We start from the raw sequence: 16,311 nt of genomic DNA, 5'->3' as shown, positions 1-16,311 counted from the left end.
CTTAACGCGTTGTGTCGGTTCCCTAAAGCTTGCGGTAGACCCATATTGCGACGATCAGTCCGATGATGCTTAGGAGACTAATCTCGATCCGCAGCGTAAACGAGTAGCTCAGAACGAGTAAATCCGCAGCCGGTGACCATACGACAGGTGACGTTTTGGTTAGGAAAGCAAGCCCCGGCACCTGAGACAACCAGCGGGACACCAATGCCCCCGTAAGCAGCCCGATCAGAATGAAAAGCAGCAAAACCCAGATGTTTTTCTTCATCTTCCAACGTCCCTCGCCATATTTTGACACGTATACTTTATTATACGCGCCACAGGAACGCTTTACAATGCATCCATCGATTCAAACCAGGCTTTCTCTGCGAACACGGCTTTCATGAGGGAAGCCTGCATCGACCATAAATAAGCATCGGATGGTTTCTTCGTATACTCATCAGCGGCCACAGCTGCTGTGTTAATCAATTGCGTCAATTTCTGAAGCGATGACCTGTTCACTTTATCGGTTAAACCACCGGCAAGCGCATTAGCCGAAGCGATCCACTGCTGGTGCAGCTCTTTCCAGTCCCCCGCATCATCTGTAGTGCCGCTCAACCGCTCTACCGTAAGGCGATCCAAGCTGGCGATCAGTCCGCTCGTTTGCTCGAAGAAGGCTTCCACCGCAGATGCGTCGCCTTTGAAGGCGATGCTGGTCACTGCAGGAAGATCGATTTGCTTGACGTATACGTCCATATTCGTCAGTAAATGGCCAAGCATCTGCGCCTCATCACGATCCGGCGACATCCCTACATAGACCCGGTAGTCCTCTTGCGTTGTAAGCGGGGCAGCTGCCAGCCCTTTAGCCGCAAGCTCATCAACCGCTGCATTCAGACCTTCCTCGTTGCTGAATACGCCATATTGAAGCATGTAATAGGAACTCTCCGGTATATGAACTTTGATCATCGGTTGGGCTGCTGTTGAGCCATTTCCGCCGTTATCGACTGCGCCGCTGCTGTTCGTGGCACCATTGGATGATGGTGTATTGACCTTGCCATTAGCGGATGTGCTCGCGTTTTGGCCAGCCGTTCCTGCCCCGTCAGCAATCGAACCGCTTACGGAGGCCCCCGGCTGATCGGTGGAACTATCCGTTCCAAACGATCCGTTCCCCGTGAACAGCGCCAACACAAAGTACCCGAATAACGCGCCTGTCGCGATAGCCCCGGTTACAGAAGCAAACACCTTAAACCATGACGGTCCTTTGGACGGCCGTTGATTTGTTCCGTTCATAAACGAACCGAACGATGTGCGGGCATTCATTTGCATCTCGTTACGCCGTCTCTCGCGCTCTTCCATTTCCTCATCGAGAATCGGATACATATCGATCACGTTTCTATCCGCTTGGATCCGTTTGCGCGGCTCCTCATACTCGTCTCCCAGCAGGATCGGATCTGTCTGTTCGATATGCGGTGGCAGCTGCTCCTGCGGAGCATCGTATAATTGATTGTCATGCTTTATCGTCCGCGCCGGCTCGTTCGGGCTCGGCTTCCTTGTTTTCTGGCCGTCTGCTTCACGAATGAGCTGCTCCAGGGCATGGGCATCATTTTGGAAGGGGCTGTTCCATGAACCTATTTCAGACGTGAATTTCATTTCCTCTTGAAAGAACGGCACGACATTCGAGGAATTCCTCTGTTCCTGCTTCTGTTCCTGCTTCTGTTCCGGTTTCTGCTCTACTCGTGCTCCGCTCTGCCGATCGAAACGGTACGTAATGCGTCCTTTAGCACTCATCGCATTCTCTCCTTGTCCACATACTCTAGTAAGAGTCTATGAAAAAGTTAAGAGGAATATGACCCGCCGCTCGAAGCTGCAAGATTGGACGTTTTGCATTCCTTGACCGGTATATTCCTTCTAAGGTATATTCAGTTTATGAATGCCACAATGAGCGCTCTTGCCGAGCCTAATCGGTTACGAATTGTCGAGCTCTTGCGGGACGGCCCGCTGACTGTTGGTGAAATCGCCGAACGGCTTGGCCTTCATCAGCCGCAAGTGTCCAAACATTTGCGCGTTCTGCTGGAAGCCGGTCTCGTCGAGGTCCATCCCGTCGCCAACAAGCGAATCTATAAACTCGGGACGAAACCGCTCCAAGAACTCGACGATTGGTTAAGTTCCTTCCGCCGTACATGGGAAGAGAGATTCGATCAATTAGATGAATATTTAAAGAAGCTGCAAGGGAAAGATGAGAATGCCGGAGAGTAGGAGGGGCGGTCGTCGTTTAGATAGATAGGTATAGGTAAGCATCCCATTACAAACGAACCCCCACTCTAAAGAGTGGGGGTTCTCTACTATCGGCATTCACGCCGGTAGTACTGCATGCTATTACGCTCTAGCGCGCAGCGTCTTCGCAAGCGAATCCGCTACCTTCCAAATATCGCCCGCACCCATCGTAATCACGAGATCACCCGGCTGCACTTGATCGGTCAGGACGGCTAGCACCTCATCCTTCGTAGGATAGTAGGATGTATTCGCATTGCTGTTCTTTATGATAAGCTCTACGAGTTTCTTCGAGTTCACGCCTTCGATTTGCTGCTCGCCGGCCGGAGAATAAATATCCGTGATCAGCACCTCATCCGCCTCTGTGAAAGCGCGGCTGAACTGATCAAGCAAGAAGAAGGTTCTGGTGTAACGCTGCGGCTGAAATACCGCAATGATCCGTTTACCGGTCGACTTGGCTGCACTGATTGTAGCTTCAATCTCCGTCGGATGATGCGCGTAGTCGTCAATAACCAGAATGTCATTGACTTCGCCGAGCACCTGGAATCTGCGTTTCGCCCCGCGGAAATCAACGATAGCTGCCGCGATTGCCTCGAATGAAACACCTGCTTCCAGACAAGTAATAACGGTCGCCATCGCATTGTATACGTTATGGCGCCCAGGAACGGACAGCTCGATTCGACCGAGCAGCTGACCTTCGCGTGTCATATCGAAGGAGGCTTTGCGATCGCCAAGCGAGATATTCTGAGCACGGTAGGTCGCCTCTTGGTCGATACCGTACGTCAGCACGCCTTCACTGCCTAGCGGACCTGCGATCAGCTCTGGCAGCATCACCTGCATATTCGTGTCGTCCGCGCACACAATCGCGCTGCCGCCATCTTTCACTTGGCTTAGAAACTGCACGTAAGCCGCTTTCAATTTATTGAAATCACCGTCATAGTTTTCGAGATGATCCGGTTCAATGTTCGTTACAATTGCGATTGTGGGATGGTACTGCAAGAAAGATCCGTCGCTCTCATCTGCTTCCGCAACGACATACTCGCCTTTGCCCGCTTTGGCATTTGTGCCGACATTGACGATTTCGCCCCCGATAATATACGTGGGATCGAGTTTGCAGTTTTCCATGACCAGCGCGATCATTGAGGATGTCGTCGTTTTACCATGTGCTCCAGCTACTGCGACGCCTTTGCCGTTATTCATCAATCTTGCAAGCATCTGAGCGCGGTGCAAAATCGGAATGTTCAGCTCTTCTGCCGCTTTGCGTTCCACATTGTCTCGAGACAGCGCAGTCGAATAAACGACCAGATCCGCCCCTTTGACATGCTCCGGCTCATGGCCGATGTAAATGCGGGCTCCATTGGCAGCAAGCTTCTCTGTAAGTTCTTGCCGAGCAACATCAGAGCCGGTCACTTTATAGCCCATCTCCAGCATAACGCGCGCGATTGCGCTCATGCCGTAACCGCCAATTCCGATGAAATGTACGTGTTCTGCCGTATTCAAAGACGGTTCACCAACCTTTTTCAGAATCCTTATTATAGAGCAATTGGGAGCGGACGTCGGCAATCAGATAGAGTGTTCCGGTTACGACTGCCAAATCATCCGCATTCGTGAGCGACTGCAGCCGCTCAAGTGCAAGCTTCCAATTCGGTTCGATGATGAGCTCGAAGGAACGGCCGATTGTCTCCCGAATTTCCTGAACAAGCGCTGCCAGCTCTTGCGCCGGCAAAGCTTTGCGAAAATCCGGCTCGGTCACGACAAGCGTATCCACTAGAGGTAGTATATGCCGCAATGTGTCACGATGATTCTTGTTCGCGAGCATACCCATCATGAGATGAAGTTTGTCGTACCGGTACGTGCTTCGCAGCGACTCCGCCAGCATTTGCGCGCCTTCCGGATTATGTGCGCCGTCGATCAGAAGCCGCGGCGATGTACCGATCATTTCAAGCCTTCCCGGCCAAGCGGCCGAGCGAAGCCCTTCTCTTAAATCCTCATCTTCGAGAATAAGCGCATAGTATTGTCGCATAATTTCAAGCGTCATCACCGCAACAGCGGCATTCGACTGCTGATGTACACCGTTAAGCGTGATGGTGAGCGGCTCAATCGAACGGAACATGCCTTCAAAACGGAAGGTTTGTTCATTCTCCTCCACATGCAGCGGTTGGATCGTGAACTTATCTCCGAGCATATAGAGCGAGCTATTCTTCGCTTTAGCTGTTTCCTTAATGATCGCGGCTGCTTCCGGTTGGCTGACTGCACTGATGACCGGAACACCGGCTTTAATAATCCCGGCCTTCTCTCTTGTCACAGCCTCAATCGTATCCCCGAGAATGTCCATATGGTCATGCCCGACATTCGTAATGACCGAAACAATCGGAGTGACGATGTTCGTCACGTCCAAACGGCCGCCAAGTCCGGTCTCCCATACAACAAAATCCGGGTAAGCTACGGTGCCATAATAGAGAATGGCAAGCGCCGTCGATACCTCGAACATCGATGGGGAGCCAAGCTCCGTGGCTGCGATTTCTTCAACCAAAGGCTTCAGCCGGTTGGCGAGCTTCAGCAGCGTTTCTTCCGGAATATCCGCTCCATTGTATTGGAATCGGTTCGTGAATTTCGTGATATAAGGGGATGTGAACGTCCCCACATCATACCCGCAGCGAAGCAGGACGCTTGTTAAATAAGCGCAGACCGAGCCTTTGCCGTTCGTCCCGGCGACATGAATAAATTTGAGCCGGCGCTCCGGATGACCCGTAAGCTCCATCAGCTTCTCGATTCGTTCCATGCCCGGACGGATGCCGAAAGCAACGAGTCCCTCGATCCAATCTCGTGCTTCTTCATAACTGGTGAGCGATGCCGCCGTATCCGACTCCGTAGTCATCTGTTGTTCTGTCATGATTCTCTTCCTTCTTCCTGGCGGTCCGGATTAGCCTCTTAGCTCGGCAATCCGCGCTTTCACCATATCCCGTTTTTCGGCGTAATCAGCCATCTTGGCACGCTCTTCTTCGATTACCTTAGCAGGCGCTTTCGCAACGAAGCCTTCATTGCCAAGCTTCTTCTCTACCCGCTCTACCTCGTTCGTCAGGTGGGCAATTTCTTTCTCAAGACGAGCAATCTCTTGTTCGATATCAATTAAGCCTGCCAGCGGCAGATACATTTGAGCGCCCGTCACGATCGCCGTCATGGCTTTATCCGGCGCGGCCAGATCCAGACTCATGGTAAGCTTCGACGTACCGCAGAAGCGGATAATGAACTCTTCGTTGCGTGCCAGAATAGCAGCTTCGCTCTCGCTGGACGGCTTAATTTGCAGCTCGACCTTCTTGCTCATAGGGACATTAACCTCGGCACGAATATTCCGAACCGCGCGAATCATATCCATTAGCAGTTCCATCTCGGCTACTGCATCAGGTGCTTCAAGGGCTTTATCATAGACCGGCCACTCCGCAAGTGTAATGGTCTCGCCTTCATGCGGCAAGTGTTGCCATATTTCCTCGCTGATAAACGGCATGAACGGATGAATCAGGCGCTGTGTGCGATCAAGCACGTAGGCAAGCACCGATTGTGTAGCGCGTTTGGCATGCGCATCTTGACCATTCAGGTTCAGCTTCGCGAACTCGATATACCAGTCGCAAAGATCATCCCAAATGAAGTTATACAATACACGGCCGGTTTCGCCGAAATCGTAGCTGTCGATCAGACGTGTAACATCGGCAACTGCAGCATTCAAACGGTGCAGAATCCAGCGGTCAGCCGTGCCAAGCTTCACGTTAATATCGATATCCGCAGCGGTTACGCCTTCTAGGTTCATCAGCGCAAAGCGGGATGCGTTCCAGATCTTGTTCGCGAAGTTACGCGCTTGCTCTACACGTTCCCAGCGGAAACGCAGATCCTGCCCAGGCGTGCTGCTGGTCGAAATCATATAACGCATCGCATCCGCGCCGTATTTCTCAATCACATCAAGCGGATCAACGCCATTGCCGAGCGACTTCGACATCTTCTTGCCGTTCTCATCGCGAACGAGACCGTGCATCAATACGTCTTTGAACGGAATTTCGTCCGTAAATTCAAGCGCGGTGAAGATCATGCGAGCAACCCAGAAATAGATAATGTCATAGCCGGTTACAAGTACGTCGGTCGGGTAGAACCGTTTCAGATCATTCGTTTGCTCCGGCCAGCCCAGAGTCGAGAAAGGCCATAGCGCTGAGCTGAACCAAGTGTCGAGTACATCTTCATCTTGACGAAGCGATTCGTTTCCGCAAGCGGAGCACGCGCTTTGATCTTCACGGGCAACATGCATAGCGCCGCAAGAGTCGCAGTACCAAGCCGGGATGCGGTGACCCCACCAGAGCTGGCGGGAAATACACCAGTCGCGTACGTTCTCGATCCATTGCAGGTAAATTTTCTCGAAGCGATCCGGAACGAAGTTTACGCCTTTACCGGACTGCTGCGCGTTAATTGCAGCTTCCGCGAGCGGCTTCATATCAACGAACCATTGCGTCGACAAGTACGGCTCAACTACGGCGCCGCTGCGCTCGCTGTGGCCAACTTGATGAACGTGATCTTCGATTTTGATGCAAACGCCGCTCTCCTGCATATCAGCGACGATCTTCTTGCGGCAATCTGCGCGATCCATGCCATTGTAAGGACCCGCTTCGGCATTCATCGTACCGCTCTCATCCATCACAACGATTTGCGGCAAGTCGTGACGAAGACCTACTTCAAAGTCGTTCGGGTCGTGAGCCGGTGTAATCTTAACCGCGCCGGAACCGAATTCTTTCTCTACATACTCATCCGCAATGATCGGAATTTCTCTGCCGATAATCGGCAGTACAATCATTTCGCCGATCAGGTGCTTATAGCGCTCATCCTCCGGATGTACCGCAACCGCAGTGTCGCCAAGCATCGTCTCCGGACGCGTCGTAGCAACCGTAATGAAGCCGGAACCGTTCTTCAGCGGGTATTGCAGGTGGTACAGGTGACCGTTTACTTCTTTATGCTCAACCTCGATATCCGATAGCGCCGTGCGGGCAGCCGGATCCCAGTTAATGATTTTTTTACCGCGGTAAATAAGTCCCTTCTCGTAGAGACGAACGAACACTTCGCGTACCGCCTGCGACAAACCTTCGTCGAGCGTGAAACGCTCGCGCGAATAGTCGAGAGAGAAGCCCATTTTGGCCCATTGCTCACGAATGGTCTCATTGTACAGCGCTTTCCAATCCCATACCTTCTCCAAAAACTTCTCACGGCCCAGGTCATAACGAGACTGACCTTCTTCGCGAAGCTTCTGCTCTACCTTTGTTTGCGTAGCGATACCTGCATGGTCACTGCCCGGCAGCCATAGGGCATCATAGCCCTGCATCCGCTTCGTACGAATCAGAATATCCTGCAGCGTAAAATCGAGCGCATGACCGATATGCAGCATGCCCGTTACGTTTGGCGGCGGAATCACGATTGTATAGGGCTCTGCCGAAGGGCGCTTGCCCGCTTCAAAAAACTTGCCTTCCATCCAATACGGATACCATTTCGCCTCTGCCGTCTTCGGATCGTACGTTGTCGGCATTTCAGTCGTTGCTTGTTTTTGTGTCATCAGCTTATCCTACCTCCACTGTATTTCTAATCCATTCAAGGATTCCAATACGCATAATTAACGAAAAAAAATAAACCTCTCGCCCTTAATTCAAAGGACGAAAGGTTTAGCTTCCGCGGTACCACCTTTGTTCCGAGCCCTGCATGACTCAATCGGCTCGACAACTTTAAACAGATAACGGCTGCAGCCGGCCGGTACTTACGAAGAAAATACGCTTCGTTCATCCAGCAACTCCGGGGCGACAAATCGCAGTTCATATCCTACAGAACCTCTCAGCGCAGCGGTTCTGCTCTCTGAAGGCATTCCTGCCAATATTCCCCATCAACGTTCATTATAATAAAAGTATTACCCTATTTTTTCTATCATACACGTTATTATTTGTTCACGTCAATCCCAGCAGGATAGCGGCCTAATTCAAGCTTTCCACAACTGGCAAAAAGCCCCTCCGGGGACCGGTTAAGGTCACTCCTAAAGGGGCTGTTCGCTGTTGTTCACTTAAGTATCGCGAGTCCTGCCATCACCATGCCGGACTACGGAATATAGAGCACCTGGCCCTCACTGACGCTTGAGTCGGAGAGTCGGTTGTAAAGTGCGATCTCGCGGGCTTGCAGCTGGTAGCGCCCGGCAATAACGTCAAGCGTCTCTTCACGCTGCACAATGCAGATACGCAGCTTCCGGAACGATTGCTCATCGCCTGCTCTGCCATAAAACAAGTTCTTCCATTCGATCTCGTCACCGCTCGATTTGCGAGCCTCTGCAGCCTTCGCTTCTGCAACTTGCTCCGCAGCGGCTCTGGCTTCCTGCTCCCTGCGGCTCGATTGCAGCAGCGCTCTGAACCCGACTCCGCCGGCAGACTGCGGCTCGGCCTCCTCCTCGGCTTGCTTGCTTGCGAGTGCGACGCGCATCTGCTTGCGGGCGGCTTCTGACTCCGATGCGGAGACGTCGCCGTATTGCTGGGCTTCTACGGGAACCGTCGCAGCCTGAACTTGCGGGCGAACCTGTGGTTCCCGCTCAGCAGCAGCCGGTATGGCGGCCTCCTGCTCAGAGGCGCTGGCATTCACCGAAAACGGGCTCGGTTCATATACGGTAGGCTCTGCAATCGGCACTTGAAATAAGGCAGCCTGAGCTTCACGATTCAGCGCTTCCTGTCTCTCCTGCTCCCTTGCCCAAGCCGACGCTCTTGCCGCGATCGCCTCGTTCTCAGCAGCCTCACGCAGAGCTGCTTCTTCTACTGCTTGCCGTTCATATTCCGCCGCTAATCGCTGCTGCTCGTAATCATATTGGGTGAATTGCGGCGCTTCCTCGGATTCCCTAGAATGAACGACCGTAATCGGTTCCTCGCGCTGCCAGGATTGTTCAGGCTCGAATTGCTCGATCTCGATACCTAATAAGGATAGAACCCCCGTAATATTGAGTGTTCGAGTGGAGAGCAGATCCACGTCGAAGTTATCAATCTCAACGGAAATGTCATCCAATCGATGAACACGATTCAAAGGCAGCGTAATTTCGACAGGAATCCAATGCTCCAGAGATTGTTCGGCTAAAGGCTCATCTTGTGCTCGATAAACTCCTGTAAGGAGCAAATGGCCTTTTAATAAAACCTGCTCGTCTTGCTGAACAATCCCGATTCGCGGCACAAGCTCGATCTCATCAAGCTCATCGATCGCTGCTACATCTTCGGGTAAATGTACACGTTCATAAATGTCAAAACGCAAACCACTAGACGGACTGGGCACGCTTGTCGTCCTCCTTTCCCCTTGTCAAGAAGCTTGGTTACAGCTTTCTTCCCTATTTATCTATATGGCAAGGGGTGGGTAGGCATGACTACGATTTTCACAGAGACGCGTACCGCTCTCGGACCTCAGTAAACCAATCCGGCTCGGAGGCGGACAAAACCGTCTCCTCCTTCGTCCAAGGGTGTCGAAATGTCAGTTGCTCGCCGCGGAGGGCTTGATGACGAAGTTTGCTGTCTGAGCCGCCATAAAGCGTATCGCCGACTAACGGATGTCCCAGATCGCTCATATGTACCCGAATTTGATGCGTCCGCCCGGTTTCGAGCCATACCCGGACCAGCGAAGCGCGCTTATAAACCGCAATCGTTTCGTAATGGGTAATCGCATGCTCACCATTCGGTGAAACGCGTCGACGGCCGCTATGATGACGGTCTTTGCCGATTGGTTTATCGATTGTGCCGCGGCTCCGTTTCAATACACCTTGCACCAGGGCGACATATTGCCTGCCGATTGATTTCTCTCGCATCGCTTCGTCGAGCCGCAGCTGTGCGAGTTCATTCCTCGCATAGAGTACCGGGCCGGCCGTGTCATCATCTAACCGATGAATATGCTTGGCAGGCAGCCCATCCCCGCGTAGAAGCCCTGCACGGGCCGCCTCCTCGTCCAGCGTTCCGCGCTGACCAGGTGCAGAAGGATGTACCGGCATGCCTGCAGGCTTATCCATCACCAGGCACCAATCATCGTAGTAGAGAAGGCCAGCTTCTAGCGACGAAGCTGGAGCTGCATCTCCTTGCGAGATCATACGGAAGATGGCATCGCTCCCTGCATCCGCCGAGATAAAGGTGCGCAGCAGAATACTGCTTCCCTCCATCTGAATACCACCGACAGAGAACAGCCGGTTCAGCCATTTCTCCGGAAATAAACCAAGGGCCAGCAGCCATTGCCGCACATGATGCGGATGACTCCCGGCCTCTAGTACTGGAACAGCGGCGGAACCAGCGAAGCTGGCCAGCGTTGCCGAAGGCAGCTTCAGCCATTCCCCACTGCGTTCGTAGCTCATCGTATTTCTCATTATTGCTCAGCTCCTACAATACGCTTACTTACAAGCGACGAAACGCCTCATCATGCGCCGCAATGGTCGCGTCAATGGCTGCTTCATCGTGAATGCCGGAGACAAACATCCCTTCGAACTGGGAAGGCGCAATACTAATACCGAGATCGAGCATTGCCGCAAAATAAACTTTGAAACGCTCCAGATCCGATGTTTTCGCCGTATCGTAGTTGATGACATGCTGCTCGGTAAAGAACGGACACACCATCGATCCAACGCGGTTAATCGTGTTTGGAATACCATGCTTCGCTGCATTTGCTTCGAACCCGCGCTGCAAACGAACCGCCATCCGCTCCATGTGCTCATAGGTTTGCGGAGTGAGCAGGCTAAGCGTAGTGAAGCCGGCCGCCATGGCAAGCGGATTGCCTGAGAGCGTACCAGCCTGGTAGATCGGGCCGCTAGGCGCCATCATTTCCATAATCTCGCGTTTACCGCCGTACGCGCCTACAGGCAAACCGCCGCCGATTACTTTGCCAAGGCAAGTGAGATCCGGTGTTATGCCATACAGACCTTGCGCACAGTTCATGTGCACGCGGAAGCCGGTCATAACCTCGTCAAAGATGAGCAAGCTGCCGTACTGTTCCGTAACCTCCCGCAGCCCCTGCAGGAAGCCGGGAAGCGGAGGTACAACGCCCATATTGCCGGCAACCGGCTCAACGATGATACAGGCGATCTCTTCGCCGAAGCTTTCGAAAGCAAGCTTCACGGAAGCAAGGTCGTTGTATGGCACCGTTATCGTATGCGAAGCTACACTTTCCGGTACGCCGGGGCTGTCAGGCAAGCCTAAAGTGGCTACGCCTGAACCTGCTTTAATTAGCAAGCTGTCGGCATGACCGTGATAGGAGCCTTCGAATTTCAGAATTTTGCTGCGTTTCGTATAACCGCGAGCCAAGCGAAGCGCGCTCATCGTCGCTTCCGTTCCGGAATTGACCATGCGCACGATCTCTACGGATGGCACGCGCTCGCAGACGAGCTCCGCCATTAACGTCTCGATTTCAGTAGGGGCGCCAAAGCTGGTGCCTTTCTCTGCCGTTTTCTTGATCGCTTCAATAACTTCCGGATGAGCATGGCCCATAATTAGCGGTCCCCAGGATGCTACATAATCGATGTAGCTGTTGCCGTCGATATCATAGACTTTGTAGCCTTCGCCACGGTCCATATAGACGGGATTTAAGCCAACGGATTTGAATGCGCGAACCGGGGAGTTTACGCCGCCCGGAATGACTTTTTTCGCGCGTGCAAAAGCTTCTTTGGAACGTTCATCCGCTCTTTTATGATTCTTTTCGCTCATTTCTCGCACCTGCCTGTTAAATTGTGACTTTCGTATGGTAAACTGCTAAGAGATTATCAGGTTATAACTGTTGTGCAGTTCATAGGGAGAGGCTGGTCATACGTGATTGAATTGCTTAAGCAAGTACAGCTATTTGAAAATTTAAACGAAGATCAGCTGCAGCGTATACTGTCGATTGCTCGAAAACAAACATTCACGCCCGGGACAGTGCTCTTTCAAGAGAAGGACCCTGGGGCAGCCTTTTATATTTTGCTTAAAGGCTCCATTAAGATTTATACCCGCAGTACTTCCGGTGACGAGAAAGTGTTATCGCTGATTCAGTCCGGTCAAAGCTTCGGCGAGCTGTCGCTGCTCGACGGTCGTCCACGCTCGGCATCTGCTCAAACGCTGGAAGACTCGACACTGCTGGTTATCTCCGCCAATGACTTTCATGCCCTGCTTCGCGAGCAATTCGAAATAACGCGCCATATTATGACCGAGCTTTGCCGCAGACTGCGTGATACCAATCAACATGTCTACGATCTTACCTTTGTTGATTCGCGTACTCGGGTGCTGAAGAATGTCATTCTGATGGCGAACCGACATGGCACACGGGCCGGAAACATTATTACGATCAAGATGCCGCTCAACTACGATGAACTCGCTCAAATGGCCGGTGTAGCCAAGCTGGCACTTTCCCAAGTGCTTAGAGACCTAGAGGATCGCAATATATTAACGTTTGGCTTTAACGAATACAAGCTCGACTTGGCCCGCCTGAACGGTTAACGCCGTCCAGGCTTTTTTATGGCCATTTCTTACGCTTCGCCTCTCAGCCAGCGTGCTGCATCCAATGCATGATACGTAATTATCAAGTCTGCACCTGCACGCTTCATCCCCGTCAAAGTCTCCAGAACGACTGCGCGCTCATCAATCCAACCGTTCGCCGCAGCCGCTTTAACCATGGAATATTCAGCGCTCACGTTGTACGCTGCAACCGGCAGGTCAAAGTGCTCTTTCAGCATCCGTATGACATCCATGTAAGCAAGCGCAGGCTTCACCATAAGGAAGTCTGCCCCTTCGATAATATCCGCTTCAGCCTCACGAAGCGCCTCGCGCGCATTTGCGGGATCCATTTGATACGTCTTACGGTCGCCGAATTGCGGCGTGGAATGTGCGGCTTCGCGGAACGGCCCGTAGAAAGCCGAAGCATATTTAACCGAGTAGGACATGATCGGCACCATTTCAAAGCCTGCCGCATCCAGTCCTTCGCGAATCGCTCCCACGAACCCATCCATCATATTCGAAGGCGCGATAATATCTGCGCCCGCTTCTGCTTGCGACACTGCTGTTTTGACCAACAACTCCAGCGAAGAGTCATTGTCAATCTCGGCATTGCCGGTGCGGGCGTCATGATGGATCATGCCACAGTGGCCATGGTCCGTGAATTGGCACAAGCACGTATCTGCAACGACCAGAAGCTGAGGCGCCCATTCTTTGATTGCTCTTGTTGCCTGTTGAACGATTCCGTTCGGATCGTATGCGGAGGAACCAACCGCATCCTTCGAATCCGGAACGCCGAAGAGCAGCACGGCTTTCACGCCTGATTCCACTACCGTAGCCACTTCCTGCTTTAGCAGATCGAGGGAAAGATGATAAACGCCAGGCATCGAAGAGATCTCTTCCTTCACGCCTGTACCATGGGTAACAAATAACGGATATATAAAGTCGTCTACAGATAAATGTGTTTCGCGCACCAGCGAACGCAGCGCGCCTGATGAGCGAAGTCTGCGGTTTCTCGTAATTGGAAATGCCATAATTAGAAAGCCTCCTTCTTAATTGCGATGCACGAGCCGTGACTCGGCTATAGCATCAATAAGTCCATCAATCGTCGCATCCTCCGGCTGTATCGTCACCTTCAGACCGGCTTCTTCGGCCGTCTTCGCCGTTACCGGGCCGATACAGGCGATGTCTATACCTTGAAGCAGCCCAAGGGGATCTTGCACCCCCATGCGACGCAGTACTTCGAATAAATTGGTAACGGTGGAGGAGCTGGCGAACGTAATAACATGAATGCTTCGTTTCTGAAGCAGCTCAAGCGTCTCCTCATCTTGATTATCCGCAAGAACCGTTTCATACACGTCGATTTCTACAGGGATCAGCCCCTTCGCCTTTAGGTCTCTCGGCAGAACTTCACGAGCGAGGTCACCTCTAGGCAGCAAGACACGTTGGCCGGCGATTAAGTGATCCGACAAGCTGTCAAGCAGATCATCTGCTTGGAACTTTACTGGCAGTACATCGACGAACAATCCGCGTTTCTCCAGCGCTTCTGCCGTTTTGGGCCCAACAGCGGCAATACGTGCCTTGTGGAACCGTCTGATATCGATACGCAGCTTGTTCAACCAGTTGAAGAAATAGTCTACACCATTTACGCTCGTAAACATAATCCAGTCGTATTGCTCGGCTTCATTCAGCGCATTGTTAACCGAGTCCACAATCGCAGCTTCCTTAGGCTCACGAGTCTCAATGACCGGGAACTCGCATGGCTCACCGCCTAGCTCCTCAATCCGCTCCGCCAAGTCGCTGCTTTGTGCTCTGGCTCGCGTAATCAGCACGCGAGTACCGAACAGCGGCTTAAGCTCATACCACTTCAGCTTCTCGCGCTGCTTGACTACATCACCGACAACAATGACTGCCGGCGGCTGGAAGTTGGCTGCTTTGACAATCTCCTCAATGGTTTCAAGCGTACCCGTAACCGTTCTTTGTTCCACTCTTGTCCCCCAGCGGATCAGAGCAACAGGCGTCTGTGCAGGCTTACCATGCTTAATAAGCTGTTCTGCTATATAGCCGATCTTAGCAACACCCATTAAGAAAACAAGCGTCCCTGTAGCATGGGTTACTTTATCCCAGTGGATGGATTGATCAAGCTTGTCCGGACTTTCATGTCCGGTAATAATCGATAAGGAAGAAGCCAAATCGCGATGTGTCACAGGAATACCCGCATATGCCGGAACAGCAATAGCCGAGGTGATGCCTGGGACGATTTCGAACTCGATGTCATTGTGATACAGCAATTCAGCCTCTTCACCGACACGTCCGAAGATGGTTGGGTCGCCGCCTTTCAGACGGGTCACGATCTTGCCCTCCATGGCCAGATCCACAAGCAGCTGATTAATATCTTCTTGTTTCATGGTGTGCCGATCCGGAAGCTTGCCCACGTAAACCTTCTCAGCACCCGGCTTTAAATACCGAAGCAGTCTGGGACTGGCAAGTCGATCATAGACAACGACATCACATTTACTGATGCATTCTTTTCCGCGCAGCGTAATCAGCTTTGGATCGCCGGGTCCGGCTCCAACCAAGTAGACTTTCCCTTTGCTCTTCCCCTTCAGCAAAACGTTCATCCCCTTACTTCTGCTAAAATACGATCTGCTCCCCTAGCTTTCAATGCTTCTGCTGTTTGTAATCCTAATGCTACCGGGTCTTGTCCGCGCAACGTTTCTTTAAGCAAAATACCGCCATCCGGCGAACCGACAATTCCCGTCAATTCAAGCAGACACGATTCTCCGTTCCCATCGGTCTCGATGATCGTAGCATGTGCCCCAATCGGAATTTGACAGCCCCCGTTAAGCGCTCCAAGGAAACTACGTTCAGCGGATACGGCGAGCGCTGTGAGCGGATCATTGAGAAGGGACAGCAAGTGACGTACTTCCGCGTCCTCTGTTCTGCATTCGATGCCAAGTGCACCTTGGCCAACCGCAGGCACGCATAGATCTTCCGGCAAATAGGAAGAAATTTTCGATTCCCAGCTCATGCGGTGAAGTCCGGCTGCTGCCAGCACAATTGCGTCGAAGCCTTCACTCTCCAGTTTCTTGATTCGGGAATCGATATTGCCCCGAATGGACTCGATCTGCAAATCCGGGCGAGCGTTCTTGAGCTGACTCGAACGACGAAGACTGCTTGTCCCAACCTTTGCCCCTTTAGGCAAGTCAGAGAACGTAAAACCGTTTGATGTAATGATACAGTCTCTCGGGTCAACCCGCTTAGGCACCGCACCATTCATCAATCCTTCAGGAAGCTCATATGGCATATCCTTCATACTATGTACAGCTAAATCAATCTCTTTATCGAACAATGCCTGCTCGATCTCTTTCACGAACAGACCTTTACCTCCGACCTTGGATAAGGTGACATCCAGAATGCGGTCGCCTTTTGTCACGATTTTGCGAATCTCGAACGTATACGGCAATCCATGCTCCTCGCTTAGCGCTTTAAGCTGATCTATAACTTGACCGGTTTGCGTCAAAGCGAGTGCGCTCTGGCGTGTTCCGACCACAATAACGCGGGGTTCTTCATTTCTGTGGGACAT

At 52.2% G+C, this 16,311-nt stretch carries 13 protein-coding genes; 2 read left to right on the top strand and 11 right to left on the bottom strand.

The features are described 5' to 3' along the window. Positions 1 to 22: 22 nt before the first annotated feature. Positions 23 to 265, bottom strand: coding sequence for a DUF4321 domain-containing protein (locus AC6ESO_RS00890; RefSeq protein ID WP_494816953.1), 243 nt, complete (start codon positions 263 to 265; stop codon positions 23 to 25). A gap of 62 nt (positions 266 to 327) precedes the next feature. Continuing rightward, positions 328 to 1,764 (bottom strand): SPOR domain-containing protein, encoded by a 1,437-nt coding sequence (locus AC6ESO_RS00885; protein ID WP_497089778.1) that lies wholly within the window; start codon positions 1,762 to 1,764, stop codon positions 328 to 330. A 138-nt stretch (positions 1,765 to 1,902) separates the two neighbouring features. Between AC6ESO_RS00885 and AC6ESO_RS00880 the strand changes: the two genes are divergently transcribed. Next, positions 1,903 to 2,232 (top strand): ArsR/SmtB family transcription factor, encoded by a 330-nt coding sequence (locus AC6ESO_RS00880; RefSeq protein ID WP_497089777.1) that lies wholly within the window; start codon positions 1,903 to 1,905, stop codon positions 2,230 to 2,232. A gap of 120 nt (positions 2,233 to 2,352) precedes the next feature. Here AC6ESO_RS00880 and murC read toward each other — a convergent pair whose 3' ends face one another. The 6 genes from murC to hemL form a co-directional block, all read right to left on the bottom strand. Continuing rightward, entirely contained in the window at positions 2,353 to 3,747 is a 1,395-nt protein-coding gene (gene murC, locus AC6ESO_RS00875) for a UDP-N-acetylmuramate--L-alanine ligase (protein WP_497089776.1), read from the bottom strand. A gap of 7 nt (positions 3,748 to 3,754) precedes the next feature. Further along, a complete protein-coding gene (locus tag AC6ESO_RS00870; protein WP_497089775.1) occupies positions 3,755 to 5,140 on the bottom strand; it encodes a bifunctional folylpolyglutamate synthase/dihydrofolate synthase in 1,386 nt (461 codons plus the stop codon). 30 nt (positions 5,141 to 5,170) lie between these two features. After that, positions 5,171 to 7,831, bottom strand: a complete 2,661-nt coding sequence (locus tag AC6ESO_RS00865) for a valine--tRNA ligase (protein ID WP_497089774.1) — start codon at positions 7,829 to 7,831, stop codon at positions 5,171 to 5,173. Between the two features lie 530 nt (positions 7,832 to 8,361). Further along, positions 8,362 to 9,567 (bottom strand): LysM peptidoglycan-binding domain-containing protein, encoded by a 1,206-nt coding sequence (locus AC6ESO_RS00860; RefSeq protein ID WP_497089773.1) that lies wholly within the window; start codon positions 9,565 to 9,567, stop codon positions 8,362 to 8,364. A 97-nt stretch (positions 9,568 to 9,664) separates the two neighbouring features. Next, positions 9,665 to 10,636, bottom strand: coding sequence for an RluA family pseudouridine synthase (locus AC6ESO_RS00855; protein WP_497089772.1), 972 nt, complete (start codon positions 10,634 to 10,636; stop codon positions 9,665 to 9,667). 28 nt (positions 10,637 to 10,664) lie between these two features. Then, on the bottom strand, positions 10,665 to 11,966 hold the full coding sequence (gene hemL / locus AC6ESO_RS00850; protein ID WP_497089771.1) for a glutamate-1-semialdehyde 2,1-aminomutase: 1,302 nt from the start codon (positions 11,964 to 11,966) through the stop codon (positions 10,665 to 10,667). Between the two features lie 102 nt (positions 11,967 to 12,068). Here hemL and AC6ESO_RS00845 point away from each other — a divergent pair, with 102 nt between their 5' ends. Continuing rightward, on the top strand, positions 12,069 to 12,731 hold the full coding sequence (locus tag AC6ESO_RS00845) for a Crp/Fnr family transcriptional regulator (protein WP_497089770.1): 663 nt from the start codon (positions 12,069 to 12,071) through the stop codon (positions 12,729 to 12,731). A gap of 29 nt (positions 12,732 to 12,760) precedes the next feature. On the opposite strand, the gene hemB is transcribed toward AC6ESO_RS00845, so the two are convergent. From hemB to hemC, 3 genes are read right to left on the bottom strand one after another with little or no spacing between them, the layout of a single operon-like run. Next, a complete protein-coding gene (hemB, locus tag AC6ESO_RS00840; protein WP_497089769.1) occupies positions 12,761 to 13,759 on the bottom strand; it encodes a porphobilinogen synthase in 999 nt (332 codons plus the stop codon). An 18-nt stretch (positions 13,760 to 13,777) separates the two neighbouring features. Then, complete coding sequence (cobA, locus tag AC6ESO_RS00835) at positions 13,778 to 15,346, bottom strand: uroporphyrinogen-III C-methyltransferase (protein WP_497089768.1); 1,569 nt, start codon at positions 15,344 to 15,346, stop codon at positions 13,778 to 13,780. Next, the gene (hemC, locus tag AC6ESO_RS00830; RefSeq protein WP_497089767.1) at positions 15,343 to 16,311 is read right to left on the bottom strand and encodes a hydroxymethylbilane synthase; all 969 of its coding nucleotides are present in this window, start codon (positions 16,309 to 16,311) and stop codon (positions 15,343 to 15,345) included. The genes cobA and hemC overlap by 4 nt, the downstream gene beginning before the upstream one ends.

Source organism: Paenibacillus rhizoryzae (genome assembly GCF_059686995.1).
Note: the sequence above shows the minus strand (reverse complement) of the source record. Positions and strands in the feature narration are given on the sequence as shown.

What these genes read in the sequence shown, in the direction of transcription:
- AC6ESO_RS00890 (WP_494816953.1), bottom strand. Translation starts at nt 265, where the DNA reads ATGAAGAAAAACATCTGGGTTTTGCTGCTTTTCATTCTGATCGGGCTG.
- AC6ESO_RS00885 (WP_497089778.1), bottom strand. Translation starts at nt 1,764, where the DNA reads ATGAGTGCTAAAGGACGCATTACGTACCGTTTCGATCGGCAGAGCGGA.
- AC6ESO_RS00880 (WP_497089777.1), top strand. Translation starts at nt 1,903, where the DNA reads ATGAATGCCACAATGAGCGCTCTTGCCGAGCCTAATCGGTTACGAATT.
- AC6ESO_RS00870 (WP_497089775.1), bottom strand. Translation starts at nt 5,140, where the DNA reads ATGACAGAACAACAGATGACTACGGAGTCGGATACGGCGGCATCGCTC.
- AC6ESO_RS00865 (WP_497089774.1), bottom strand. Translation starts at nt 7,831, where the DNA reads ATGACACAAAAACAAGCAACGACTGAAATGCCGACAACGTACGATCCG.
- AC6ESO_RS00855 (WP_497089772.1), bottom strand. Translation starts at nt 10,636, where the DNA reads ATGAGAAATACGATGAGCTACGAACGCAGTGGGGAATGGCTGAAGCTG.
- hemL (WP_497089771.1), bottom strand. Translation starts at nt 11,966, where the DNA reads ATGAGCGAAAAGAATCATAAAAGAGCGGATGAACGTTCCAAAGAAGCT.
- hemB (WP_497089769.1), bottom strand. Translation starts at nt 13,759, where the DNA reads ATGGCATTTCCAATTACGAGAAACCGCAGACTTCGCTCATCAGGCGCG.
- cobA (WP_497089768.1), bottom strand. Translation starts at nt 15,346, where the DNA reads ATGAACGTTTTGCTGAAGGGGAAGAGCAAAGGGAAAGTCTACTTGGTT.
- hemC (WP_497089767.1), bottom strand. Translation starts at nt 16,311, where the DNA reads ATGTCCCACAGAAATGAAGAACCCCGCGTTATTGTGGTCGGAACACGC.